Here is a 24542-nt window from a genome sequence, read left to right as displayed (position 1 = left end):
TGCCCTCAGTCTTTTGGCTGAGGGCAATGCTTTTCCTTCCACTCTGATACCGCCTGAATTCGCCGTTTTGTCAGCTCTTCCCGAATCTCCGGTCCTTTGAATCCCGCCTCGACAACGTCCTTCGTCGGCACCGCTTTGGCTACCTCCCAGGCTTTACGCAGTAAACGTCCCTGCGGGTAGTCACAGGCTTCAAACCCGGTGCGCCCGCGCACGTCAGCCTCGCTGGTGAGCGCGATCTGCTCCACGCGCTGGGGTTTGCGCCAGGCGTCGATGTTATCGAACAGCTTAACGATGGTGGCCGGTTTCAGGATCGGGAAGGTGTGGATCAGGTCGTGGAATTCGGCCACCAGTTTCGCCAGATCGCGGATTTCGTTCGGCACGCGCAGGCGCTGGCACAGCCCTTCGACCAGCTTCACCCCTGCCGGACCGTGCCCGTGATGCCGCGGCCAAAGCTCTTTTGGCGTTAAGCCTTTGCCGAGATCGTGGCACAGGGTGGAAAAGCGCACGTCCACGTCAGGGCTGAGCATGGCCGCCATGCTCAGGGTCATCAGCGTGTGCACGCCGGTGTCAATCTCCGGATGCCATTTCGCCGGAGCCGGTACGCCAAACAGCGCGTCTATTTCCGGGAACAGCACCTTCAGGGCGCCGCAGTCGCGCAGCACCTGGAAAAAGACCTGCGGGTTACGCGTGGTGAGCGCATTCTCGGTCTCTTTCCAGACGCGCTCTGGCGTCAGGTGTTCAAGCTCGCCCGCCTCGGTCATGACGGTCATCAGCGCCATGGTCTCATCGGCAATGCGGAAGCTGAGATGGGCGTAACGCGCGGCAAAACGCGCCACGCGCAGCACGCGGAGCGGATCTTCAGAAAACGCCGGAGAGACGTGACGTAAGAGACGGTTGCGCAGATCGTCCTGGCCGCCATAAGCGTCAATAATCTGGCCGTGCTCGTCCTGCGCCAGCGCGTTAATGGTCAGATCGCGACGCAGGAGATCGTCCTCCAGCGTGACGTCCGGCGCGGCATAGCAGGTGAAGCCCGTATAGCCCGAACCTGACTTCCGCTCGGTACGCGCCAGGGCATACTCTTCGCGGCTTTTCGGGTGTAAAAAGACGGGAAAATCGCGGCCTACCTGCTGGTAGCCCGCGTCGAGCATCTCTTCCGGGGTGGCGCCAACCACCACCCAGTCTTTATCTTTGACCGGCAGACCTAACAACGCATCACGTACCGCACCACCGACCAGATAACTCTTCACGCCTGACACTCCCGTTTTCTCTTTTCCAGAATGATACGTAAGTCTGGCAGAGAAGACGAATTAGTTCATCCAGCGATCTTTACGTTTACGGCTTGGGATCAGGTGCGGCAGAACCAGACCCAGCACCAGGCCGACGCCCAGCACGCCGCCGCCATACATAAACCACTGCATGATGATGGTGCGCTGTTTGTCATCGAGCTGCAGGTTGGCGGCATTCACTTTCTTCTGCGCGACAATCAGCTCGTTTTTCAGCTTCTGGTTCTCTTCTTTCAGGCCGTTAATCACCCCGTCGCTCTGCGCCACTTTCTGCTGCATCTCGGCGGTACGCTGGTTCCAGGTTCCGTCGATATTGTTCAGCTTGTCGGTCAGGGTTTTCACCTGATTTTCCAGATCCGGTACGCGGGTGCGCAGGCTTGGCACGGTGCTCAGCTCTTTCAGCGGGATCCAGGACGTACGGCCAGAACTGTCGCGAACCTGACCGTAGTTGGTGTCCGCGTTGGTCTGTAACAGGGTGACTTCCTCGCCGGCATTCACCGTACCCACGAGGCGATAATTATCTCCGGGGCCACTGCGTACCCAGGTGTTCAGTTCGTCAGAAACGTAACGCTTCTCTTCAGCGTGCACTGCGGTTGCGGCGCTAAAAGCGAGTAAAGTAAGTCCAATCAGGCGTAATTTAAGCATCATTAGTCGTTATTTTCATAAATAGTGGAACGATAGTAGTGGCAACAGTGTCTCTACGCAAAGCATTCATCAGCAATCAGAATCATCTGTGTCACGACTCTACACATTTACGCCCGTCAAATTGCTCATTGCATGGCAATTTGGCGCAAAATACTATGTACTGACAAACAAATGGCGAGGAAGTTCGCCCTCATTGACGCGTCTGTGACGCCCGCAAAAGTACAAGGCTATGGCTCAGGAAATCGAATTAAAATTTATCGTCGAAAAAGACAGCGTTGACGCACTCCGCCAGCATCTGCATACGCTCTCCGGCGAACACCATGCACCGGTACAACTGCTTAATATCTATTACGAAACGCCGGATAACTGGCTACGCCGCCACGATATGGGGTTGCGCATCCGTGGCGCGAGTGGGCGCTACGAGATGACGATGAAAATTGCCGGCCGCGTGGTCGGCGGGTTACATCAGCGTCCGGAATACAATATCGACATCAGTCAGCCAGAACTTGAGCTGGAACGTTTTCCGGCGGACGTCTGGCCGGAAGGCGAGCTGCCTGCCACGCTGGCGGAGCAGGTGCAGCCGCTGTTCAGCACCGATTTCTGGCGCGAGAAATGGCTGGTGACGGAAGGTAAAAGCCGCATCGAAATCGCCCTCGATCTGGGTGAGGTGAAGGCGGGTGAGTACCAGGAGCCGATCTGCGAACTGGAGCTTGAGCTGCTGGAAGGGGATGCAAATGACGTGCTGAAGCTGGCGCGCAGGCTGGTGAACCAGTCCGGATTGCGCCAGGGGAGCCTGAGCAAAGCCGCGCGGGGTTACCATCTGGCCGCCGGAAATGCGCCGCGCGTGCTGAAAGAGACGACCATTTTGCGCGTTGCGCCGAAAGCCAGCGTTGAGCAGGGGCTGGAAGCCGCGCTGGAGCTGGCGCTTTCTCAGTGGCAGTACCATGAAGAGCTGTGGGTACGAAATGTGAAAAACGCCAAATCCCACGTGCTGGCGGCCATTGCCCTGGTGCGCCATACCCTGACGCTCTTCGGCGGTATTGTTCCTCGCAAAGCGAGCGCTCACTTACGTGATCTGCTGACGCAAACCGAAACGCTGATGCTCTCGGACGTCTCTGCGCAGACGGCGATCTACAGTCCGCAAGCCGCTTCGGCAAAACTGGCGCTGACCGAGTTTCTGGTGACGCGCGGCTGGCGCGCCTTCCTGGATGCGAAAGCCGAGGCTAAAATCGCGGAAAACTTTAAGCGTTTCGCAGATATTCATCTTTCCCGTCATGCGGCCGAACTGAAGAGCACCTTTGCATATCCGCTCGGCGATAAGTATGGCGATCAGCTTCCCCGTCTTTCGCGCAACATCGACAGCATGCTGCTCCTTTCCGGTGCCTACGACGGGCCACAGGCGCAGGCGTGGCTGGAAAACTGGCAGGGGCTGAAGCATGCCATCGAAACCCGTCAGCATATTGAGATAGAGCATTTCCGTAACGAGGCCATTTCGCAGGAGCCGTACTGGCTGCACAGCGGAAAACGTTAACTCTGGCAAGGAACCCCTAGAATGCCGCTTTCTTCACCGTTACAGCAGCAGTGGCAGACCGTTTGCGAACGTCTGCCTGAGTCATTACCGGCGTCATCGTTAAGCGAGCAGGCGAAAAGCGTGCTCGTCTTCAGTGATTTTGTGCAGGAAAGCATCGCCGTCTACCCGGACTGGCTGGCGGAGCTTGAGAACGCACCGCCGCAGGCGGACGAGTGGCGGCACTATGCCGGCTGGCTGCATGCCGCGCTTGAAGACGTCGCGGATGAGGCGACGCTGATGCGCGTCCTGCGTCAGTTCCGCCGTCGTGTGATGGTGCGCATTGCCTGGGCGCAGGCGCTGGAGCTGGTGAGTGAAGAGAGTACGCTGCAGCAGTTAAGCGAGCTGGCGCAGACGCTGATTGTCGCCGCGCGCGACTGGCTCTACGCCGCCTGCTGTAAAGAGTGGGGCACGCCGTGCAGCGAGGAAGGGGTTCCTCAGCCGCTGTTGATTCTGGGGATGGGCAAGCTGGGCGGCTGCGAGCTGAACTTTTCCTCCGATATCGACCTGATTTTCGCCTGGCCTGAGAACGGCTCCACGCGCGGCGGCCGTCGCGAGCTGGACAACGCCCAGTTCTTTACCCGCCTCGGTCAGCGTCTGATTAAGGCGCTGGATCAGCCGACGCAGGACGGTTTTGTCTACCGCGTGGACATGCGCCTGCGTCCGTTCGGCGACAGCGGGCCGCTGGTGCTGAGCTTTGCCGCGCTGGAGGATTACTACCAGGAGCAGGGGCGCGACTGGGAGCGTTACGCGATGGTCAAAGCGCGGATCATGGGCGACAGCGATGACGCCTACGCCAACGAGCTGCGCGCCATGCTGCGCCCGTTCGTGTTCCGTCGCTACATCGACTTCAGCGTCATCCAGTCCCTGCGTAATATGAAAGGGATGATCGCCCGTGAGGTGCGCCGTCGCGGTCTGAAGGACAACATCAAGCTCGGCGCGGGCGGCATTCGCGAAATCGAATTTATCGTCCAGGTCTTCCAGCTGATTCGCGGCGGGCGCGAGCCGTCGCTACAGTCCCGCTCGCTGCTGCCGACGCTGAGCGCCATTGAGCAGCTTCACCTGCTGCCGGACGGCGACGCGCAAACCCTGCGCGAGGCCTATCTTTTCCTGCGCCGTCTGGAAAACCTGCTGCAAAGCATCAACGACGAACAGACCCAGACCCTGCCGGGGGATGACCTTAACCGGGCGCGTCTGGCCTGGGGGATGCGCGTGGATGACTGGTCAACGCTGACCGAACGGCTCGATGCCCATATGGCAGGCGTGCGCCGCATCTTCAACGAGCTGATCGGTGATGACGAAAGCGAATCGCAGGACGATGCCCTTTCCGAGCACTGGCGTGAGCTGTGGCAGGACGCGCTCCAGGAAGATGACACCACGCCGGTGCTGTCGCACCTAACCGACGACGCGCGCCATCGCGTGGTGGCGCTGATTGCCGATTTCCGTCTTGAGCTGAACAAGCGCGCCATTGGCCCGCGCGGCCGTCAGGTACTGGATCACCTGATGCCGCACCTGCTGAGCGAGGTCTGCTCGCGGGCGGATGCGCCGGTGCCGCTGTCGCGCATGATGCCGCTGCTGAGCGGGATCATCACGCGCACCACGTACCTTGAGCTTTTGAGCGAGTTTCCGGGGGCGCTGAAGCACCTGATTTCCCTCTGCGCCGCCTCCCCGATGGTGGCCAACAAGCTGGCGCGCTACCCTCTGCTGCTGGATGAGCTGCTCGACCCGAACACCCTGTATCAACCCACGGCGACGGATGCCTACCGTGACGAGCTGCGTCAGTATCTGCTGCGCGTGCCGGAAGAGGACGAAGAGCAGCAGCTGGAGGCGCTGCGACAGTTTAAGCAGGCCCAGATGCTGCGCGTGGCGGCGGCGGATATCGCCGGAACGCTGCCGGTAATGAAAGTGAGCGATCACTTAACCTGGCTCGCGGAAGCGATCATCGACGCGGTCGTGCAGCAGGCGTGGGTGCAGATGGTGGCCCGCTACGGCCAGCCGAAGCACCTTGCTGACCGGGAGGGGCGAGGCTTTGCCGTGGTCGGTTACGGCAAGCTCGGCGGCTGGGAGCTGGGATACAGCTCCGATCTGGATTTAATTTTCCTGCACGACTGCCCGGCGGACGTGATGACCGACGGCGAGCGTGAGATTGACGGGCGTCAGTTCTATCTGCGCCTGGCCCAGCGCATCATGCACCTGTTCAGCACCCGCACTTCGTCGGGCATTTTGTATGAAGTCGATGCCCGCCTGCGTCCGTCCGGCGCGGCGGGTATGCTGGTCACCTCAACGGAGTCCTTCGCCGATTATCAGAAGAATGAAGCCTGGACCTGGGAGCATCAGGCGCTGGTGCGCGCCCGCGTGGTGTATGGCGATCCGCAGCTTAAAACGCAGTTCGATGCCGTCCGTAAGGAGGTCATGACCACCCCGCGCGAGGGCAGTACGCTGCAGACGGAAGTGCGCGAAATGCGCGAGAAAATGCGCGCGCACCTGGGTAATAAACACCGCGATCGCTTTGATATCAAAGCCGACGAGGGCGGGATTACCGATATTGAGTTCATTACCCAGTATCTGGTGCTGCTCCACGCGCACGACAAGCCGAAGCTGACCCGCTGGTCGGATAACGTGCGCATTCTGGAGCTGCTGGCGCAAAACGACATTATGGACGAGCAGGAGGCGCAGGCTTTAACCCGCGCCTACACCACGCTGCGCGACGAGCTGCATCACCTGGCGCTACAGGAGCAGCCGGGGCACGTGGCGCTGGACTGTTTTGTCGCAGAGCGCGCTCAGGTAACGGCCAGCTGGCAGAAGTGGCTGGTGGAACCGTGCGTAACAAATCAAGTGTGATATTATCGCGCGCAAATTGTGAATCTTTCTGGAGTCAGGAATGAAAGTAACACTGCCAGAGTTTGAACGTGCTGGGGTAATGGTTGTTGGGGATGTGATGCTGGATCGCTACTGGTACGGCCCGACCAGCCGCATCTCTCCGGAAGCACCGGTACCGGTGGTTAAGGTCGACACCATTGAAGAGCGTCCCGGCGGCGCGGCAAACGTGGCGATGAACATAGCCTCTCTGGGCGCGCACTCGCGTCTGGTTGGCCTGACCGGTATCGACGATGCGGCGCGCGCGCTGAGCAAGTCGCTGGCGGACGTGAACGTGAAGTGTGACTTCGTTTCTGTTCCGACCCACCCGACCATCACCAAGCTGCGCGTGCTGTCACGTAACCAGCAGCTGATCCGCCTTGACTTTGAAGAAGGGTTCGAAGGCGTTGATCCCGAGCCGCTGCACGAGCGCATTAACCAGGCGTTAGGCAATATCGGCGCGCTGGTGCTGTCCGACTACGCGAAAGGCGCGCTGGCCAGCGTGCAGACGATGATCCAGCTGGCGCGTAAGGCCAGCGTACCGGTGCTGATCGATCCTAAGGGCACCGACTTTGAGCGCTATCGCGGCGCAACCCTCCTGACGCCAAACCTCTCCGAGTTTGAAGCGGTGGCGGGCAAATGCAAAACCGAGGAAGAGCTGGTTGAGCGCGGCATGAAGATCATTGCTGACTTCGAATTATCTGCGCTGCTGGTGACCCGCTCCGAGCAGGGGATGACGCTGCTGCAGCCGGGCAAGGCGCCGCTGCATATGCCAACCCAGGCGCAGGAAGTGTATGACGTGACCGGTGCCGGTGATACGGTGATCGGCGTGCTGGCAGCGACGCTGGCGGCGGGGAACTCCCTGGAAGAAGCGTGCTACTTCGCCAACGCCGCGGCAGGTGTGGTCGTCGGTAAACTCGGTACCTCAACCGTTTCCCCAATCGAGCTGGAAAACGCGGTGCGCGGCCGTGCGGACACCGGTTTCGGTGTGATGACCGAAGAGGAACTGAAAGTGGCCGTTGCTGCCGCGCGCAAGCGCGGTGAAAAAGTGGTGATGACTAACGGCGTGTTCGACATCCTGCACGCGGGCCATGTCTCTTATCTGGCGAATGCGCGAAAGCTGGGCGATCGCCTGATTGTGGCGGTGAACAGCGATGCGTCGACGAAGCGCCTGAAGGGTGAAACGCGTCCGGTGAACCCGCTTGAGCAGCGTATGATCGTGCTCGGCGCGCTGGAAGCCGTGGACTGGGTGGTGTCGTTTGAAGAAGACACCCCGCAGCGCCTGATTGCCGGTATTCTGCCGGACCTGCTGGTGAAGGGCGGGGATTACAAGCCGGAGCAAATCGCGGGTAGCGAAGAGGTCTGGGCCAACGGCGGTGAGGTGATGGTGCTTAACTTTGAGGATGGGTGTTCCACCACCAACATCATCAAGAAGATCCAGAAAGACAGTCAGTAAAAAACGGGCCTATTGGCCCGTTTTTTATGTCGGGTGGCGGCTGCGCCTTACCCGACCTACGCGTTCATTCAGGCCCGGTAAGGCGTAGCCGCCACCGGGCTCAACAGGCCGCACTTACTCCTGGTTATCCACCGGCGGAATGGCTGGCGCTGGCTTCACTTCTTCCGGCGCATTGCGGTTTTCCAGCTCGGTCAGACGCTGTTCCAGCAGTGCCAGCTTCTCGCGGGTGCGCAGCAGAACCTGGGTCTGCACGTCAAACTCTTCGCGGCTGACGAGATCAAGGCGAACCAACTGCGCCTGCAGCGTCTGGCGGATTTTCTTCTCAACGTCATCACCAAATTCACGAATGCCTTTTGGCATAGACTCGTGAACCTGACGCGCAATTTGCTCAATTTTCTTCGGGTCAATCATTGTCGTTTCCCTTGATGAAAAGGTGTTAGTGTCCATTGTAGCGCGTCATGCCCGGGGTAAACAAAATTGTTTGATGCTTATGCATTGCCCAGGATAATCAATAGCGTTATAGTTATCTCGCTTATTCTCAGGGCGGGGCGAAATTCCCCACCGGCGGTAAATCAGCTTAACGCTGAAAGCCCGCGAGCGCTTTGGGTGAATTCTCAAAGGTCAGCAGATCCGGTGTAATTCCGGGGCCGACGGTTAGAGTCCGGATGGGAGAGAGTAACGATCCAGTCGGGCATGGGCCCGCTCACGTTATCTTTTTGCCGCTTATACGGCGCTCCTAAGACTGCCCTGATTCTGGTAACCATAATGTTAATGAGGTTTTTTTACCATGAATCAGACGCTACTTTCCTCTTTTGGCACTTCAACTCAACGTGTTGAACATGCACTGGATGCACTGCGCGAAGGCCGCGGTGTGATGGTGCTTGACGATGAAAACCGTGAAAACGAAGGCGACATGATTTTCGCCGCCGAAAACATGACCGTTGAACAGATGGCGCTGACCATCCGTCACGGCAGCGGCATCGTATGCCTGTGTATTACCGAAGATCGTCGTAAGCAGCTCGAGCTGCCGATGATGGTCGAAAACAACACCAGCGCCTTTGGTACCGGATTTACCGTGACCATTGAAGCGGCGCATGGCGTGACCACCGGTGTGTCTGCGGCTGACCGTCTGACCACCGTACGTGCCGCGATTGCTGATGATGCGAAGCCATCCGATCTGCATCGTCCAGGCCACGTCTTCCCACTGCGCGCGCAGGCGGGTGGCGTGCTGACCCGCGGCGGTCACACCGAAGCGACGATCGACCTGGTGACGCTGGCTGGCTTCAAACCTGCGGGCGTGCTGTGTGAACTGACCAACGATGACGGCACCATGGCGCGTGCGCCAGAGTGCATCACCTTCGCACGTCTGCACAACATGCCGGTGGTAACGATTGAAGATTTGATCGAGTATCGCCAGGCGCACGAGCGCAAAGCCAGCTGAAATGGCTGATGTGAAAAAGCCGGGGAAACCCGGCTTTTTTGTCTCTAGTGGTAGTTAATTTTGAACAGCACCACCGTTTCGAACGGCCCGGACTGGATCGCTTTTCCTTCGACCGGCGACAGCTCTGCGGTGTATTGCTGCTCATGCTCAAGCGTGCTGCCCGTAAAATCCACGTATTCGTTGTAGTGGTTAAAGGTGTAGGGCTCGGTTCCGTTAAGGATCCTCAGCTTCAGGCCATTGCCTATCAGCAGTGCGGTATCGTTGGCGGTAAGCGCTTCATTTGTATAGAACGACGAGTCCATTTTGAAGCCATCTGAACATTGGGCATCCTGCACTTTCGTCGTCTTCACCGAAAAGGTCCGTTTACGCGTCTGTTGATTCACAATATCGCGTGCGCTAAAGGTGCCGAAATCAATCTCCTGGTTCTCAGGGTAAATACTGAACGTTGCCCCGCAGTCCAGAACGGTAATATTTTGCAGCCCGTTGATGTGATATTTGAGGTTTTTCGCATCCGACATCTGGTTCACGCCGCCTTTTCCGTCAAACTGGACAACGATGTAATCGCTCAGCGAGCTGACGTAGCCGTGAGGCGGCATGGCTTTAATTTTTACGTATAAGCGCAGACGAGCAATGAAGGTTCGTGAAGTGTGGATATCATCCGGGTTACCGGAACAGATACGATTTTCCCATCCCATTTGTCGGATCTGCTCGGGGGTATAAATCGTGATGTTTTGGTTGTCCAGACATTGTCGGGTATCGACGCCGTTAGGCTGGCCTTTTGCATCGTAGTCTATCCCTTCATAGGTTACGCCCAGTTCATAATAGGGATCGGAGGTTGAAGGATAAGGATTCACCCAGCCAAAAATATCCTCCGGTTGAAAGCTGCTTGTGACATTGTGGTTGCATGTCACCGGGATTTTGATGTCATCCGATTCCCAAATTTTCTCACCTGCCTGTGCATTACTGGGGATAGCAAACGGCGAGATCGTTTTAGTTTCTTCTACGGGGCCGCCCGAACCGCCCAGGTAGCAGTCGAGCGCCAGCGCTTCTCTTAAAGGCAGCACTGAGAGCAGCACTATGAACAATACGTTAGCGAGATTGCGCATCTTTTTCGATCTTCCGTTCGGTGAGCGAGCACTGCGCCGTTCCCGCGCACTGTACGTCGACCTTTTTCAGCGCGCCGTAATCGTCGATATAACCGATGCTGTAATAGTTACCGTGGTAGTCACCCGTAGAGGTTGTTGCTGTCGCGAAAGGCGCAAGCATCAGGCTGTCGAAGCCCGGCAGCATGGTTCTGGCATTCTTACTGAGCCACGCCAGCGTGATGTAGTACGGCGTCGGGTTATGTATGGTCAGCCCTTTCGCAGTAGCTGAAATTTCCATCCGCATTTCCGCCTGCTCGCCGGGTTTTTTGGTAATCGCTTTAGGGCGCCAGAACAGCTTGATCCTGCTCTGCATCGCCACCTGCATGACGCTGCGTGCATCGCTGGCGCTGGTGCTTTTCGGCGGCACTTCGCGCAGGTTGAAATAAAACAGGGATTCTCTGTCTTTCGGTAACTGACTGGTGGCCGCTTGCTTAACGATCCTGACCTGCGATGCGGAACCCGCTTCAATGCGTTGAATTGGAGGCAGCGCCATGAAATGCCTGTCTTCTTTACGGCCTTTCTCATCTTCAATCCAGGAGAGCGCCAGATAGGGCAGCGCTTTACTCTGGTTTTCAATCTTCAGGCTGCTGGCCTTGTCGCTTTCCGGAAAGACAATGCGCGTGCGGTCCAGGTTTACGGCCGCGTGAGTGGTGAATGCTGTGCCGACCAGCATCAGGCACAGGCTTTTGAGTAAGGTTAATTTCATCATGATTTCTTACTGACATGGCAGTATCAACTGCATACTGTTTTCAAGGTGTGAAGGTAACGTGAAGCGACACTGCTGATTGTCTCCCCACGTCACGCGAAACTGTTGTTGTGGCTCTACGGCGCCGAGCCAGACGTGGCCGTCATCGGCGACCATGGCAATCTGCCGATCGTCTTCAAGCTGGCGAACAACGGCGCCCAGCGGCGGCGTGCCAGATGAAGTACGTAAGATGCCTGCGATATCATTGCCTGCACGCGTCGCAATCTGACGGTACCCGATGGCACCTTCCGTCCAGGTTGAGGTGACGACGCGGGTGTCAACGTCTACGCCATCGGGCAGGTTGTTCATATTGACCTGCACGCTGGAAGGCGAATAGCTGGAGATGGACGGTAAAACGCCAATCCCGAAGCGATTGGTTTCATCCCGCGACATGTTCAGCGGGATGTTGCCTACGCCATCGGTACTGACCATCACGCGCGGCTCGTTACCGTAGCTGCGGCGGTGCAGCGCAGCGCCTTTTGCCGTCGAGGTGAATGAACCGGTCCAACTGGCACTCAGGGAATTGTATTCGTTAGCCTTAACGCTCCCGGAGAGATTCAGGTCGCCATAAGGAGAATAATGTTGATAGTTGCCGCTCACCTGCGCGCCGGCATCTGACTTCTCGCTTTCGGTACCTGCCGAAACGCCCCAGGTGTTGTTGCGGTCTGATGTGTCGTACCACGATACGTTCTGGCTCAGACTCTCGCTGTTGCGCAGGTCGTAATTCAGACGATGATCGGGATCGAGCGGTACGCTCAGTGAGAGATAGAACTGCGTATCGTCGTCTTCGTCCTCATAGTGGGTTTTACTCCACGACACGGTGAGGCCCAGATTTTTCCAGCGACCGATATCAAAGTTATAGCCTGCGGTCACGCTGCCCGTCGTGGAGGAGGAATCGTTCCACCAGGTTTGACGCAGCATGTTCACATAGAGGTTGAGCGATAGCGCCGAAATGTACTGGCTTGCCGTCACGCTGAGCGTCTGTTTTTCTGACTGCCGATCGTTATTGTCATCATCCAGAAAACGGGCGTAGCTGAGAAACTGCGGGTCGGAATAGCGATAACTGGCGAGCGTAAGCTGGCTGCCGGTGGTATCGAAACGCTTACTGTAGTTGAAACGGTAGCTGTAACCTGTCTGGCTATTCTGATTGGGCAACTGGCTGGTTGCCTGCGTCACGTCAAAAGAGAGCGCGCCCAGGTACTCCATGTTTTGACCTATTCCGGCGGCAACGGACCGGTAGCGATCGCCATCGGCGAGCGTACCGCCGTAGAGGGAGGTTTGTGACAGCATCCCCCAGGAGAATTCGCCGCTCATAAACGCGTTATCTTCAACGTCATGCGAGGCGTCTTTGCGTGCTTTTCCTGCCGCCAGCTTATAGCGAACCTGACCTTTGCGGGTTAAAAAAGGCACCGATTCCGCAGAAACCTGGAAGGTGCTTACGCGCCCATCTTCTTCTGTCACTTTGACGTCCAGCGTACCCTGTACAGACTGGTTTAGATCCTGAATAACAAACGGCCCTGGCGGAACGTTGCTTTGGTAAATGACACGGTCAGCCAGGCTAACCGTTACCGTGGCGTTAGTTTGCGCGATGCCGGTAATTTGTGGCGCGTAGCCGCGCAGCGACCATGGCAGCATGCGCTCATCGCTAATCAGGGAGGCTCCGGTATAGGTGAAGGCATCAAAAATAGCGGACTGGAAATCCGTTTCACCCAGTGTGAGTTTGGCTCCGAGCGAGGGGAGAGGACGGAACATATAGAGGCGTGAAAAGCGCCCGTCATTCTCTGAACCTGCGTCGGTATGGGTTTGAGTATACTGATAATCACCGCGCAGTCGCCACGCGCCCATATTCGCGCCGGCAGTGCCATAAGTGTTGACGTTATCCGTGCTGCTGCCATCGTTCGGCTGGTAATGACTGGCAAAAAGATTGTAATCCAGTAGTACGCCCGGCACGCCGTTGTCCCAGGTTGAAGGGGGCATCCAGTCTGCGGCACGGTACTGTAACCAGGCCTGAGGTATCGTGACCTTCAGCGTCTGGCTGGATTGCTCAAAATTAAATTTAATATCCGGTTTTGATGCAAAGTCGACGCACCCGTCTTTTTCCGCCAATGCGCTACGGATATTGTCCTGCAGAGCAAATGTATCGGCCAGTTCAGTTGGAATACAGACTTGTACGCTCTTGTTTATCTCCTGCCAGCGGAGCTGCCAGCCATTTGCCAGCGGGATATCATTAATTGAAACGGTAACAAAATAGTCGCCTGGTGTGATCGATATTTGATCTTTAAAAAGAGATAAATCAACGCTGCCACGCTGATCTTTATCGATGGCATTGATGTTAAATTCGGTGGCGGAGGCAAGTTCCACCATAAACAGGGACGTCATAATAATTATGCATTGTAATTTATATGTCATCGCCCTGTTACTCAAATAAATACATTCAACGCCGGCTGACATTAAATGCCAGCCGGTTTAATTTGAAACATGGCGTAGTTATTTATACGCCAGAATATAGTTGGCTGTAGCTTCCACCTGGCCAGCAGTCGCCGTTTTACCCGTTACCACTTCCATTAATGCTTTGAAGTGCAGCGTTTGAGTCGTTGAACCTGCCAGCAGAGCAACCTCATTAGCAGCACCCAGCGTAATGTTGGCTTCGGCGTTATTCAGAAGACGAACGCCCACGTTCTGTGCACCACTTGCATAGGTATTGGTCATCAGACTGGTGTCGGTCGCGTCTGTCGCTGAACTGGTAAACGTGACATCGACTTTGGTCACTGGTGTGTCAGTCTCGTCGGCTGGATCGTCGAGCTGGCAGTTTTCCAGATTGATATCAACCGGAACTGCGGAAGACTTCTTGTTGGCATTGATCACGGCTGTGGTCACTTCACCGAGATCGACTTCTTTATCAACGCTGTCTGGTGCAATGCTGCAAGGCGCATCAATCACAACGCCTTTGAATTTGATTTTTCCCGACCCCTGCTCGGCAGCAAAGGCGGAACCCGATACTGCGGCAGCGATAGTTACAGCTAATAGAATTTTTTTACCCATATACATGAAAATATCCTTTTTCAAACGAATTCATACTCTGAATATAAGTTTCAAAACGCAAATGGAGTATATGGGAGGACGAAGGGGAGATGCGATTACTGCATCTTAAAGCTATTTTAAGATTATATTAATATATAATTAATGTTGATTGTAAGCATCGGCTAACATTCATAATATATGCAGTAACTCAGATAATGGACTGATAAAGTTTCATCATTCTATTTCTATGAGCTATATATTTTGCAAGGGCTTTGTAGGCAACAAAATAACGTATCATTTCTATCTATATCTTAACGTTTCGAAAGTCTGCCTCCGTATTATACGGAGGCAGACTAATCCTAACCGATACCTGCAGATTGCAATAACACCAGGCTTAAGCCCATGACCGACATTCCGCACAGCACGCCATAGCTGGGGTTGTTATTGGGATCGATCTCTTTCGCCAGCGGCATTAATTCATCGACGGAAAGCGCCACCATAATCCCGGCAACTGTGGCCATAATGGCGGCCATCACGACAGGGGAGACCAGGCTTCCGAGAATCAACCAGGCCAGGACACCGCCGAGGATTTCAGCCATCCCGGAAATTCCTGCCCAGAATACCGCGGTACGTTTCGAGCCCGTGGCGGCATACACCGGTCCGGCGACCGCCAGTCCTTCAGGAATATTGTGTAAGGCCACCGCCAGCGCGATGCCAAAGCCCATTTCCAGATTGCTGCTGGCCGTCACGTAGGTCGCGACCCCTTCCGGGAAGTTATGCAGGCTAATCCCCAGCGTGAGCAGAACCGCCGTTCGCTTAATATTCCGCGGCACAGGCGTTACGTTTTTCTGCATTAAATCCTGCGGATGCGCGTGGGGTAGCATCCGGTCGAGGGCAAAGTAACCCAGCAGGCCAACGACAAACATGCCGTAGCCAAGCAGGGGAGACATCCCGTCGGTCCCCAGCGCAGCAGGGAGCATCTCCATCAGGGAGATAAGCAGCATGATCCCGGCAGCAAAGCCCAGCGAGAAGGCCAGCACGCGGTTTGACGGCTTCTGACCAAGCACGCCGAGGATTGCGCCGATAAAGGTCGCGGCGCCCGCCAGTATGGTCAGGATCAGAGGGACTGACATGGATTGCTCCTTATGATAATGATTATCATTAATATAAATGATTCATTTCTGGCAAAGCGAGGGGCGAACCCCGGCTTTACACATTCCTTACATTCAAAATTCCTGATGATGATCTTCACGCTTATCAGCGTTCATCTTTGTCCGATTGCGCGTAATGTAGCACCATTAAATTGACACCTTCTGTAAGGATATCATCATGACTTCATCCCGTATGCCAGCCCTGTTTTTAGGCCACGGCAGCCCAATGAACGTTCTGGAAGATAACGTCTATACCCGCGCATGGCGTCATCTGGGCGAGACGCTGCCGCGTCCAAAAGCGATTGTGGTGGTATCTGCGCATTGGTTCACCCGCGGCACGGGCGTGACCGCCATGGAAGCGCCAAAGACCATTCATGATTTTGGTGGCTTCCCGCAGGCGCTGTATGACACGCATTATCCGGCCCCCGGCTCGCCTGAGCTGGCACAAAGGCTGGTGGATCTGCTGTCGCCTGTTCCGGTTGCGCTGGATAAAGAAGCCTGGGGCTATGACCATGGCTCATGGGGCGTGCTGATAAAAATGTATCCTGATGCGGATATCCCGATGGTGCAGCTGAGCATCGACAGCACCAAACCGGCTGCCTGGCATCTGGAGATGGGGCGCAAGCTGGCGACGCTTCGTGATGAAGGCATCATGCTGGTGGCAAGCGGCAACGTGGTGCACAACCTGCGTACGGCGCGCTGGCATGGCGAAAACACGCCATATCCGTGGGCGACCGCTTTTAACGACTACGTTAAAGCGAACCTGACCTGGCAAGGCCCGGCTGAGGCGCATCCGCTGGTGAACTATCTGGAGCATGAGGGCGGTTCGCTCTCTAACCCGACGCCGGAACACTTCCTGCCGCTGCTGTACGTGCTTGGCGCGTGGGACGGTCAGGAGCCGGTTACGATCCCGGTCGATGGAATAGAGATGGGAAGTCTGAGTATGCTGTCGGTGCAGGTAGGGTGAAAATATGCCCGGTGGCGCTACGCTTACCGGGCCTACAAAACCGTAGGCCGGGTCAGGCGAAGCCGCCACCCGGCAGATCTTACTCCACAAAAATATGCGGGTAGAACCGCGACAGATCCTGCGTGATCAGCGCGCGATCTTCGCGAATGCCAATTCCGGCAGGTTGATCGTTAATGAGCCAGCTGCCAATTAGCGTATAGCTGTCGCCAAATTTCGGCAGTTGATAGAACGCCTGGACGATCATCCCTTCCTCGCCGTAAGGCCCTTCAACCGCTTCCAGCGTTTTACCGTTTTCGATGATCGACACGTTCGCGCCTTCGCGGGAGAAGATCGGCTTAACGACGTATTTCTCCATCTGCGGGTAATCATCTTCCGCAAAGTACGCTGGCAGCAGGTTAGGGTGATTCGGGAACATCTCCCACAGCATCGGCAGTAGGGCCTTGTTGGAGATAATGCTCTTCCAGGCCGGTTCCAGCCAGCGCACGCCCGCATCTTCCAGCTTGGTGGAGAACATCTCGCGCAGCATATACTCCCACGGGTAGAGCTTGAACAGGTTGCTGATGACCTGATCCTGCATGTCCGTAAACTGACCTTTTTCACCCAGGCCGATATCCTCGATATAGAGGAACTCGGTCGCCACTTCCGCTTCGGCGGCGCAGTCCTGCAGATACTGAACCGTGCCACGATCTTCTTCCGTGTCGCGGCAGCAGGCGAGATGCAGCAGGTTGAAGCCAAACTGCTCGCGCAGCTCGGCAAAGCGCTCGATCAGCTTCTCCTGCAGGCTGTTGAACTGGTCGCTGCCTTCCGGCAGGTTTCCGGCGTTCATCTGGTCTTCCAGCCAGATCCACTGGAAGAATGCCGCTTCATAGAGGGAGGTTGGCGTATCGGCGTTGTTTTCTAAAAGCTTCGGTTCACCCACGCCGTCCCACGCCAGATCCAGGCGAGAGTAAAGCGAAGGCTGATTCGTTTTCCACGACTGGCGGACAAAGCTCCAGGTGTGCTTTGGAATGCGGAACTTGGCCATCAGCTCGTCGCTGTCGATGACTTTTTCCACCACCTTGAGGCACATCTGGTGCAGCTCAGCCGTGACCTCTTCCAGCTTCTCAACCTGGGCCAGGGTGAGCTTGTAGTAAGCGTCTTCACACCAGTACGGCTCGCCGTACATGGTGTGGAAGTTAAAGCCGTACTCGGTGGCTTTTTCGCGCCAGTCCGGGCGCTCGGTAATACTGACTCGTTCCATGATCAGCCGCCCATTGAGCGAGTAGAGGTGCCTGATGCACTGCGCTGCATGCTGGTCTGTTTCGCCACAGACTCACCGAACCCGCCGCGGGTGATGGTGCTGGTGGTCGCAGGCTTCGGCGCCATCGCGGTTTTCGGTACGGTTACGGTGCGGCCCGGAGTCGCTGCGCCGTAGCCTTTACCGCTGGCATCGGTATATTGACCGTAAGCCGGGCTGGCCGGGTTTTTCGAGCTAAACAGCGGCTGCTGCTGGTAGCCCGCACCGCCGCCCATCAGACGGCCCATCATGTAGCCTGCCATCAGCGGCATCCAGAAGCTGCCGCTGGACTGCGCCTGTGCCTGATTTTCAGGTGCCGTGCCTGCCTGAGCCGGTGCCTGCTGGCACTGACCTTCACCAAATTCCGCTACGCAGTCTTCGCGTGAGGCATATTTCGGCGCGGTGCGTTCCGCTTCTTTCAGCGCGTTGGTGTAGGCCGTTTTACATTCGGCCGCTTTACCGGTGGCGGCAGAGCAGTCGTCTGCGTTTTGATACAGCGAAACCGTTTCATCGTTTTTCTCACAGCCTGCCAGCATAAAGACAGCGGTAACCGCCAGCGCAACAGGGGTGAGGTGACGTGCATTCCAGCTCTTGCGGAACGACGCGTGATTGATCGTTTTTGTCCGTTTCATGTTTGTCTTCCAGGACCCAGTGGTAATAACGCTCAGGATAGAGGATGAGTGGTTGAAAATGAAGCGAAGAGGGGCGGAATCAGGGGGATCTTTACGTTGGCTTACGTTCGAGGGGGATTTTGCGCCGGGTGGCGCTGCGCTTACCCGGCCTACGATTCAGTAGGCCCGATAAGCGAAGCGCCATCGGGCAATGCTCAGTTACGGAACGGATTGTTGCCCTTGCTGGCAGGCGCTGTGGTGCGCGCGGCAGCAGGCTGTGCAGCAGGGGTAGTGCCGTTAGCGTTGAAGTTATCAACCGCGGCAACCTGCTCCGGGTTCTCCGGTGCAACGCTGTCCGGTGAGGTAGAGACCGGCTTGCCCAGTGCGCTGTTCAGCATCTGCAGGTCTTGCTCGTTCAGCGTACCCAGAGCCTGCTTAATGTTCAGCTGGTTAATCAGGTACTGATAACGCGCGCTTGAGAGCTGCTGCTTCGCGTTGTACAGCGTGGTGGTCGCGTCGAGCACGTCAACGATAGTACGTGTACCGACCGAGTAACCCGCTTCCATCGCGTCCAGGGAGCTCTGTGCAGACACAACGGCCTGTTTATAGGCGTTGATGCTGCTGATTGAGGCGTTCACGTTGTTGAAGGATGAACGTACGGTCTGCACCACGTTACGATGGGCGCTTTCCAGCTGCTCGCTCGCGCCAACAAAGTTGTACTGCGCCTGTTTCACCTGGGAGTTAACCTGACCGCCCTGATACAGCGGCAGGGAGAAGCTCAGGCCCACTTTGTTCTGACCCATATTGCTGTCGTCATACTGGGCAGAATTGGTTTTAGAGCCACTGTAGGTGGTGTCAGAAACGCCGGTAGAGGCGCTCAGGCTCAGGGTTGGCAGATGGCCGTCCTGCGCCTGACGAATTTGCTCGCGGGCCAGGTCCTGGCTCAGGCGCGCCTGCAGCAACGTCAGGTTGCGGTTTTCCGCCTCTTTCAGCAGGGCGTTAACGGCCTGCGGCTTATCCGTTTTGAAGCTGTCGACGTTAAGGGAGGCCAGCTCAGGATAGTAGTTCCCGGTCACCTGGCGCAGGGATTCCAGCGCGTTGTCGAGGTTATTACGCGCGGTCACTTCGTTGGCCAGCACGGTGTCGTACTGTGAACGGGCGTTTTGCACGTCGGTGATCGCCACCAGACCAACGTTGAAGCGCTGGGTGGTTTGATCTAACTGACGGTAAATGGCCTGTTTCTGCGCTTCGGTGTAGGAGAGCGCGTCAATGGCGCTCAGCACGTTGAAGTACGCCGTAGCTGTGTTCAGGATCAGCGTCTGCTGGTCGGTCTGATAGGTCACATCCTGGATGCCCGCGCTCTTTTCCTGCAGGGTCAGGGCACGCCATTTGGACATATCAAACAGCGTCTGTGTTAATTGCAGTGAGGCACTGGTAGCATTGGAGTTTACGCCGTTAGCGTCGCGAAAACCGTTGCTGTAGGTATAATCTGCACCTAACCCTAACTGTGGCAGCAAGGGGCTACGCGCTTCGTTAATCTTTTCAAACGCAGCATCACGATCGGCCGCTGATTTACGTAAATCAGGGTTGCCCAGACGTGCCTGCTGGTAGACCTGTAACAGGTTTTCCGCCTGGCTCATTGCACTGAAGCCCGTCAGGCTCAGGCCGATAAGGATGGGGAGCAATTTCTTCATTTGCATTCCTTGTTGTGAAGCAGTATTAGCGCTGATCTAATTAAAAAATAATTGCCGATTCTAACAGAATCATCCACACCAAAAGGTTGGCGTTACGTGCCATCTGGCGGTAATTTGCACCAATCTATCATATAGCCTTACAAACGGCAGCCAAACAGCCTTGAAATTCACAATTTCATCACCATTGCTACCAGGACTCGACTCATGCAAAAACCAGAAAAGTTGCCCGTGACATTCGCCAAAAACGATGTAGAAATTATTGCACGAGAAACGCTTTATAGCGGTTTTTTTTCAATGGATCTTTACCGTTTCAGGCATCGCCTGTTTAACGGTGAAATGAGCGGCGAAATCAGACGCGAAATTTTTGAGCGCGGGCATGCGGCAGTCTTGCTACCCTTTGACCCAGTGCGTGACGAAGTCGTGCTGGTGGAGCAGATCCGCATCGCCGCTTATGACGTCAGTGAGAGCCCTTGGCTGCTGGAGATGGTGGCCGGGATGATCGAAGAAGGCGAGACGGTTGAAGACGTCGCCCGGCGCGAGGCGCTGGAAGAGGCGGGGCTGGTGGTGGGCCGCACCAAACCGGTGTTGAGCTATCTGGCGAGTCCGGGTGGCACCAGCGAACGCTTATCCATTATGGTGGGCGAAGTGGATGCCACGACCGCGGAAGGCATTCACGGTCTGGCTGATGAAAACGAAGATATTCGGGTTCATGTGGTGAGCCGGGAACAGGCTTATCAGTGGGTAGAAGAGGGGAAAATCGACAACGCAGCGTCTGTCATCGCCCTGCAATGGCTGCAGCTGCATTATCAGACATTACGAAACGAGTGGAAAAAATGAAGCGCTATACGCCTGACTTCCCAGAAATGATGCGCCTGTGCGAAACCAATTTCGCACAATTGCGCCGCCTGCTGCCGAGAAACGACGCACCCGGCGAAACGGTAAGCTATCAGGTGAGCAACGCGCAGTATCGATTAACGATAACAGAATCAACGCGCTACACTACGCTGGTGGAGATTGAGCAAACGGCACCCAGTATTAGCTACTGGAGCCTGCCGTCGATGACGGTACGCCTCTATCACGACGCGATGGTCGCTGAAGTGTGTTCAAGCCAGCAGATCTTTCGCTTCAAGGCGCGGTATGATTACCCGAATAAAAAGTTGCATCAACGCGACGAAAAGCATCAAATTAACCAGTTTTTAGCCGACTGGCTAAGGTATTGTTTAGCACATGGAGCAATGGCGATTCCGGTTTGTTAGCGTCATAAACCTACCTAAGGACACCATTTGGAAAGCCTGTTGAACCTGACTGTTGCTGGTGGGGCGCCAGTCAGGATATTACAAATCACCGATACCCACCTTTTTGCCGAAAAGCATGAAACGCTGCTGGGGGTGAATACCTGGGAGAGTTATCAGGCGGTACTGAGCGCCATTCACGCTGAAAACCGTGCATGCGATCTGATTGTCGCAACGGGCGATCTGGCGCAGGACCAATCTTCCGCGGCCTACCAGCATTTTGCTGAAGGCATCGCGAGCTTTAGCGCGCCCTGCGTCTGGCTGCCGGGTAACCACGATTTTCAGCCCGCAATGTACAGTTCTCTCCAGGATGCGGGGATTTCTCCGGCGAAATGTGTTTTTGCGGGTGAACAGTGGCAGATCCTGCTGCTGGACAGCCAGTTGTTCGGCGTCCCGCACGGTGAACTAAGTGAGTTTCAGCTCGACTGGCTGGAGACCAAACTGGCCGCTGAACCTGAACGTCACACGCTGCTGTTGCTTCATCATCATCCTCTGCCGGCGGGCTGCAGCTGGCTCGATCAGCACAGCCTGCGCAACTCCGCGGCGCTGGATCGCGTGCTGGCGAAGTTCCCGCGGGTGAAAAATCTGCTGTGTGGGCATATTCACCAGGAGCAGGATCTCGACTGGAACGGACGCCGCATGCTGGCGACGCCGTCGACCTGCGTTCAGTTTAAGCCGCACTGCGCCAACTTTACGCTGGATACCATCGCGCCAGGCTGGCGCTGGCTGGAACTGCATCCCGATGGCACGCTGACCACGGAAGTCTGCCGTTTGACCGGCGCACAGTTCCGCCCGGACACCGCTTCAGAAGGCTATTGATGTCTACGCTCCTTTATCTGCACGGATTCAACAGTTCGCCGCGCTCCGCAAAAGCGACACAGTTTCGCCAGTGGCTGAGCGAGCATCACCCTGACGTTGAGATGATTATCCCACAGCTGCCGCCTTACCCGGCAGAAGCCGCGGAAATGCTGGAATCCATCGTGCTTGCGCACGGCGGCGAAACCTTTGGTGTGGTCGGTTCATCGCTGGGGGGATATTACGCCACCTGGCTCTCGCAATGCTTTATGCTGCCCGCCGTGGTGGTTAATCCGGCGGTACGGCCATTTGAGCTGCTGCGGGACTTTCTTGGCGAAAACGAGAACCCCTACACCGGCCAGCAATATGTGCTAGAGTCACGCCATATTTACGATCTCAAAGTTATGCAGGTCGACCCGCTCGAGGCGCCGGATCTCATCTGGCTGCTGCAGCAGACGGGTGATGAAGTGCTGGATTACCGCCAGGCAGTGGCGTATTACGCCTCCTGCCGCCAGACTATAGAAGAGGGCGGAAACCATGCTTTCACGGGCTTTGAGAATCATTTCACCCAGATTGTCGATTTTCTTGGACTGCACAGCCACTGACAATCAATGCGAATTGCTAGTTTAAATCATGACGCAAACCTATAACGCTGATGCCATTGAGGTCCTCACCGGGCTTGAGCCGGTTCGCCGCCGCCCGGGGATGTACACCGATACGACGCGCCCAAACCATCTGGGCCAGGAAGTTATTGATAACAGTGTGGACGAAGCGCTGGCGGGCCATGCCAAACGCGTTGACGTCATCCTGCATGCCGATCAGTCGCTGGAAGTTATTGACGACGGGCGCGGCATGCCGGTGGATATCCACCCGGAAGAGGGCGTCCCGGCCGTTGAGCTGATCCTCTGTCGTCTGCATGCTGGCGGTAAGTTCTCCAACAAAAACTACCAGTTCTCCGGTGGCCTGCACGGCGTGGGGATTTCCGTCGTCAACGCCCTGTCCAAACGCGTGGAAGTGAACGTCCGTCGCGATGGTCAGGTCTACAACATCGCGTTTGAAAACGGCGAGAAGGTGCAGGATCTGCAGGTTGTCGGCACGTGCGGCAAAAGCAACACCGGCACCAGCGTCCACTTCTGGCCTGACGAGAGTTTCTTCGACAGCCCGCGCTTTTCCGTATCCCGCCTGACGCACCTGCTGAAAGCCAAAGCGGTGCTTTGCCCGGGCGTGGAAATCACCTTTAAAGATCACGTTAACAATACTGAGCAGACCTGGTGCTACGCCGATGGCCTGAACGACTACCTGTGCGAAGCGGTAAACGGCCTGCCAACGCTGCCGGAAAAACCGTTCGTCGGCAACTTTAGCGGCGATACCGAAGCGGTGGACTGGGCGCTGCTGTGGCTGCCGGAAGGCGGCGAGCTGCTGACCGAAAGCTACGTTAACCTGATCCCCACCATGCTCGGCGGGACCCACGTCAACGGCCTGCGTCAGGGGCTGCTGGACGCGATGCGCGAATTCTGCGAATACCGTAATATCCTGCCGCGCGGCGTGAAGCTGTCGGCGGAAGATATCTGGGACCGCTGCGCCTACGTGCTCTCCGTGAAGATGCAGGATCCGCAGTTTGCCGGTCAGACCAAAGAACGTCTGTCGTCACGCCAGTGCGCGGCGTTCGTTTCCGGCGTGGTGAAAGATGCCTTTACCCTGTGGCTGAACCAGAACGTTCAGGCGGCGGAGATGCTGGCCGAAATGGCGATCTCCAGCGCCCAGCGTCGTCTGCGTGCCGCCAAGAAAGTGGTGCGTAAAAAGCTGACCAGCGGCCCTGCGCTGCCGGGCAAGCTGGCGGACTGTACCGCGCAGGATCTCAACCGCACCGAGCTGTTCCTCGTGGAAGGGGACTCGGCGGGCGGGTCGGCCAAGCAGGCGCGCGATCGTGAATATCAGGCGATCATGCCGCTCAAGGGTAAGATCCTGAACACCTGGGAAGTCTCGTCTGATGAAGTGCTGGCCTCGCAGGAAGTCCACGATATCTCGGTCGCGATCGGCATCGATCCGGACAGCGACGATCTGAGCCAGCTGCGCTACGGCAAGATCTGCATTCTCGCGGATGCGGACTCCGATGGTCTGCACATCGCCACGCTGCTGTGCGCACTGTTTGTGAAGCACTTCCGTACGCTGGTGAAAAACGGTCACGTTTACGTGGCGCTGCCGCCGCTGTACCGTATCGACCTCGGCAAAGAGGTTTACTACGCCCTGACGGAAGAAGAGAAAGCGGGCGTGCTGGAACAGCTGAAGCGCAAGAAGGGCAAACCGAACGTGCAGCGCTTTAAAGGGCTGGGCGAGATGAACCCGATGCAGCTGCGCGAAACGACGCTGGATCCGAACACGCGCCGTCTGGTGCAGCTGACGATCAGCGATGAAGACGAACAGCAGACCAACGCCATGATGGATATGCTCCTTGCCAAGAAACGTTCGGAAGACCGTCGTAACTGGCTGCAGGAGAAAGGTGATATGGCGGATATTGAGGCTTGATGCCCTCACCCTAACCCTCTCCCGCAGGGAGAGGGAATGGATCGTAGGCCCGGTAAGCGCCAGCGCCACCG

At 56.6% G+C, this 24542-nt stretch carries 21 protein-coding genes and 1 riboswitch; of the genes, 10 read left to right on the top strand and 11 right to left on the bottom strand.

The genetic code is table 11. The features are described 5' to 3' along the window. Nucleotides 1–5 precede the first annotated feature (5 nt). Together ACHH0Z_RS13650 and ACHH0Z_RS13645 are read right to left on the bottom strand one after the other, a co-directional pair. On the bottom strand, nt 6–1247 hold the full coding sequence (locus ACHH0Z_RS13650; protein WP_045408933.1) for a multifunctional CCA addition/repair protein: 1242 nt from the start codon (nt 1245–1247) through the stop codon (nt 6–8). Nucleotides 1248–1307: 60 nt separating this feature from the next. Continuing rightward, a complete protein-coding gene (locus ACHH0Z_RS13645) occupies nt 1308–1928 on the bottom strand; it encodes a TIGR04211 family SH3 domain-containing protein (RefSeq protein WP_025912514.1) in 621 nt (206 codons plus the stop codon). Between the two features lie 229 nt (nt 1929–2157). Between ACHH0Z_RS13645 and ACHH0Z_RS13640 the strand changes: the two genes are divergently transcribed. The 3 genes from ACHH0Z_RS13640 to hldE are packed head-to-tail and all read left to right on the top strand — an operon-like array spanning nt 2158 to nt 7807. After that, nucleotides 2158–3459 (top strand): inorganic triphosphatase, encoded by a 1302-nt coding sequence (locus tag ACHH0Z_RS13640; RefSeq protein ID WP_023294576.1) that lies wholly within the window; start codon nt 2158–2160, stop codon nt 3457–3459. A gap of 21 nt (nt 3460–3480) precedes the next feature. Further along, nucleotides 3481–6336, top strand: coding sequence for a bifunctional [glutamate--ammonia ligase]-adenylyl-L-tyrosine phosphorylase/[glutamate--ammonia-ligase] adenylyltransferase (glnE, locus tag ACHH0Z_RS13635; RefSeq protein WP_045408903.1), 2856 nt, complete (start codon nt 3481–3483; stop codon nt 6334–6336). A 40-nt stretch (nt 6337–6376) separates the two neighbouring features. Next, nucleotides 6377–7807, top strand: coding sequence for a bifunctional D-glycero-beta-D-manno-heptose-7-phosphate kinase/D-glycero-beta-D-manno-heptose 1-phosphate adenylyltransferase HldE (gene hldE, locus ACHH0Z_RS13630; protein ID WP_008502962.1), 1431 nt, complete (start codon nt 6377–6379; stop codon nt 7805–7807). Between the two features lie 114 nt (nt 7808–7921). Here hldE and ubiK read toward each other — a convergent pair whose 3' ends face one another. Then, nucleotides 7922–8218 (bottom strand): ubiquinone biosynthesis accessory factor UbiK, encoded by a 297-nt coding sequence (gene ubiK / locus ACHH0Z_RS13625; protein WP_008502963.1) that lies wholly within the window; start codon nt 8216–8218, stop codon nt 7922–7924. A 119-nt stretch (nt 8219–8337) separates the two neighbouring features. Beyond that, nucleotides 8338–8488: riboswitch (FMN riboswitch) on the top strand. 106 nt (nt 8489–8594) lie between these two features. On the opposite strand from ubiK, the gene ribB reads away from it, so the two are divergent. After that, nucleotides 8595–9248, top strand: a complete 654-nt coding sequence (ribB, locus tag ACHH0Z_RS13620; protein ID WP_008502964.1) for a 3,4-dihydroxy-2-butanone-4-phosphate synthase — start codon at nt 8595–8597, stop codon at nt 9246–9248. 44 nt (nt 9249–9292) lie between these two features. On the opposite strand, the gene ACHH0Z_RS13615 is transcribed toward ribB, so the two are convergent. From ACHH0Z_RS13615 to zupT, 5 genes are all read right to left on the bottom strand, one after another. Continuing rightward, nucleotides 9293–10354, bottom strand: coding sequence for a type 1 fimbrial protein (locus ACHH0Z_RS13615; protein WP_021242314.1), 1062 nt, complete (start codon nt 10352–10354; stop codon nt 9293–9295). Then, nucleotides 10338–11099 carry a molecular chaperone gene (locus ACHH0Z_RS13610; protein ID WP_045408907.1) on the bottom strand — a complete coding sequence of 254 codons (762 nt, stop codon included), beginning with the start codon at nt 11097–11099 and terminating at the stop codon, nt 10338–10340. Before ACHH0Z_RS13610 ends, ACHH0Z_RS13615 begins: the two co-directional genes overlap by 17 nt. Nucleotides 11100–11108: 9 nt before the next feature. Beyond that, nucleotides 11109–13547 carry a fimbria/pilus outer membrane usher protein gene (locus ACHH0Z_RS13605; protein WP_045408910.1) on the bottom strand — a complete coding sequence of 813 codons (2439 nt, stop codon included), beginning with the start codon at nt 13545–13547 and terminating at the stop codon, nt 11109–11111. Nucleotides 13548–13625: 78 nt separating this feature from the next. After that, the gene (locus ACHH0Z_RS13600) at nt 13626–14186 is read right to left on the bottom strand and encodes a fimbrial protein (RefSeq protein WP_021242311.1); all 561 of its coding nucleotides are present in this window, start codon (nt 14184–14186) and stop codon (nt 13626–13628) included. Between the two features lie 332 nt (nt 14187–14518). Then, nucleotides 14519–15292 carry a zinc transporter ZupT gene (gene zupT / locus ACHH0Z_RS13595; protein WP_008502969.1) on the bottom strand — a complete coding sequence of 258 codons (774 nt, stop codon included), beginning with the start codon at nt 15290–15292 and terminating at the stop codon, nt 14519–14521. A gap of 196 nt (nt 15293–15488) precedes the next feature. Between zupT and ygiD the strand changes: the two genes are divergently transcribed. Then, a complete protein-coding gene (gene ygiD / locus ACHH0Z_RS13590; RefSeq protein ID WP_045408912.1) occupies nt 15489–16277 on the top strand; it encodes a 4,5-DOPA dioxygenase extradiol in 789 nt (262 codons plus the stop codon). 79 nt (nt 16278–16356) lie between these two features. On the opposite strand, the gene ACHH0Z_RS13585 is transcribed toward ygiD, so the two are convergent. The 3 genes from ACHH0Z_RS13585 to tolC form a co-directional block, all read right to left on the bottom strand. Further along, complete coding sequence (locus ACHH0Z_RS13585) at nt 16357–17517, bottom strand: glutathionylspermidine synthase family protein (RefSeq protein ID WP_021242309.1); 1161 nt, start codon at nt 17515–17517, stop codon at nt 16357–16359. Nucleotides 17518–17519: 2 nt separating this feature from the next. Further along, complete coding sequence (locus ACHH0Z_RS13580) at nt 17520–18185, bottom strand: DUF1190 family protein (protein WP_008502972.1); 666 nt, start codon at nt 18183–18185, stop codon at nt 17520–17522. 194 nt (nt 18186–18379) lie between these two features. Further along, nucleotides 18380–19858, bottom strand: a complete 1479-nt coding sequence (gene tolC, locus ACHH0Z_RS13575) for an outer membrane channel protein TolC (protein WP_008502973.1) — start codon at nt 19856–19858, stop codon at nt 18380–18382. A 204-nt stretch (nt 19859–20062) separates the two neighbouring features. Between tolC and nudF the strand changes: the two genes are divergently transcribed. The 5 genes from nudF to parE are packed head-to-tail and all read left to right on the top strand — an operon-like array spanning nt 20063 to nt 24471. Next, nucleotides 20063–20695 (top strand): ADP-ribose diphosphatase, encoded by a 633-nt coding sequence (gene nudF, locus ACHH0Z_RS13570; RefSeq protein WP_008502974.1) that lies wholly within the window; start codon nt 20063–20065, stop codon nt 20693–20695. Next, nucleotides 20692–21114: a DUF1249 family protein gene (locus ACHH0Z_RS13565; RefSeq protein ID WP_003862516.1), complete on the top strand. Its 423-nt coding sequence runs from the start codon at nt 20692–20694 to the stop codon at nt 21112–21114. The genes nudF and ACHH0Z_RS13565 overlap by 4 nt, the downstream gene beginning before the upstream one ends. Nucleotides 21115–21141: 27 nt before the next feature. Next, a complete protein-coding gene (cpdA, locus tag ACHH0Z_RS13560; RefSeq protein WP_045408914.1) occupies nt 21142–21969 on the top strand; it encodes a 3',5'-cyclic-AMP phosphodiesterase in 828 nt (275 codons plus the stop codon). Further along, nucleotides 21969–22550 (top strand): esterase YqiA, encoded by a 582-nt coding sequence (yqiA, locus tag ACHH0Z_RS13555; protein WP_008502976.1) that lies wholly within the window; start codon nt 21969–21971, stop codon nt 22548–22550. The genes cpdA and yqiA overlap by 1 nt, the downstream gene beginning before the upstream one ends. Before the next feature lie 28 nt (nt 22551–22578). Next, nucleotides 22579–24471, top strand: coding sequence for a DNA topoisomerase IV subunit B (gene parE / locus ACHH0Z_RS13550; protein WP_045408915.1), 1893 nt, complete (start codon nt 22579–22581; stop codon nt 24469–24471). The last annotated feature ends 71 nt before the right edge of the window (nt 24472–24542 follow it).

It is taken from the genome of Enterobacter cloacae complex sp. 2024EL-00227, from assembly GCF_043945315.1.
GTDB lineage: Bacteria > Pseudomonadota > Gammaproteobacteria > Enterobacterales > Enterobacteriaceae > Enterobacter > Enterobacter roggenkampii.
The sequence above is the reverse complement of the archived record's forward strand: the minus strand, read 5'-3'. Positions and strand labels throughout refer to the sequence as shown.

Excerpts from the sequence above, each read along its gene's own strand:
- zupT (WP_008502969.1), bottom strand. The coding sequence starts at position 15,292 with ATGTCAGTCCCTCTGATCCTGACCATACTGGCGGGCGCCGCGACCTTT.
- ygiD (WP_045408912.1), top strand. The coding sequence starts at position 15,489 with ATGACTTCATCCCGTATGCCAGCCCTGTTTTTAGGCCACGGCAGCCCA.
- ribB (WP_008502964.1), top strand. The coding sequence starts at position 8,595 with ATGAATCAGACGCTACTTTCCTCTTTTGGCACTTCAACTCAACGTGTT.
- hldE (WP_008502962.1), top strand. The coding sequence starts at position 6,377 with ATGAAAGTAACACTGCCAGAGTTTGAACGTGCTGGGGTAATGGTTGTT.
- ACHH0Z_RS13605 (WP_045408910.1), bottom strand. The coding sequence starts at position 13,547 with ATGACATATAAATTACAATGCATAATTATTATGACGTCCCTGTTTATG.
- ACHH0Z_RS13585 (WP_021242309.1), bottom strand. The coding sequence starts at position 17,517 with ATGGAACGAGTCAGTATTACCGAGCGCCCGGACTGGCGCGAAAAAGCC.
- yqiA (WP_008502976.1), top strand. The coding sequence starts at position 21,969 with ATGTCTACGCTCCTTTATCTGCACGGATTCAACAGTTCGCCGCGCTCC.
- glnE (WP_045408903.1), top strand. The coding sequence starts at position 3,481 with ATGCCGCTTTCTTCACCGTTACAGCAGCAGTGGCAGACCGTTTGCGAA.
- parE (WP_045408915.1), top strand. The coding sequence starts at position 22,579 with ATGACGCAAACCTATAACGCTGATGCCATTGAGGTCCTCACCGGGCTT.
- ACHH0Z_RS13640 (WP_023294576.1), top strand. The coding sequence starts at position 2,158 with ATGGCTCAGGAAATCGAATTAAAATTTATCGTCGAAAAAGACAGCGTT.
- ACHH0Z_RS13645 (WP_025912514.1), bottom strand. The coding sequence starts at position 1,928 with ATGCTTAAATTACGCCTGATTGGACTTACTTTACTCGCTTTTAGCGCC.
- ACHH0Z_RS13565 (WP_003862516.1), top strand. The coding sequence starts at position 20,692 with ATGAAGCGCTATACGCCTGACTTCCCAGAAATGATGCGCCTGTGCGAA.
- ACHH0Z_RS13600 (WP_021242311.1), bottom strand. The coding sequence starts at position 14,186 with ATGTATATGGGTAAAAAAATTCTATTAGCTGTAACTATCGCTGCCGCA.
- ACHH0Z_RS13580 (WP_008502972.1), bottom strand. The coding sequence starts at position 18,185 with ATGAAACGGACAAAAACGATCAATCACGCGTCGTTCCGCAAGAGCTGG.
- ACHH0Z_RS13615 (WP_021242314.1), bottom strand. The coding sequence starts at position 10,354 with ATGCGCAATCTCGCTAACGTATTGTTCATAGTGCTGCTCTCAGTGCTG.
- ubiK (WP_008502963.1), bottom strand. The coding sequence starts at position 8,218 with ATGATTGACCCGAAGAAAATTGAGCAAATTGCGCGTCAGGTTCACGAG.
- ACHH0Z_RS13610 (WP_045408907.1), bottom strand. The coding sequence starts at position 11,099 with ATGAAATTAACCTTACTCAAAAGCCTGTGCCTGATGCTGGTCGGCACA.
- nudF (WP_008502974.1), top strand. The coding sequence starts at position 20,063 with ATGCAAAAACCAGAAAAGTTGCCCGTGACATTCGCCAAAAACGATGTA.
- tolC (WP_008502973.1), bottom strand. The coding sequence starts at position 19,858 with ATGAAGAAATTGCTCCCCATCCTTATCGGCCTGAGCCTGACGGGCTTC.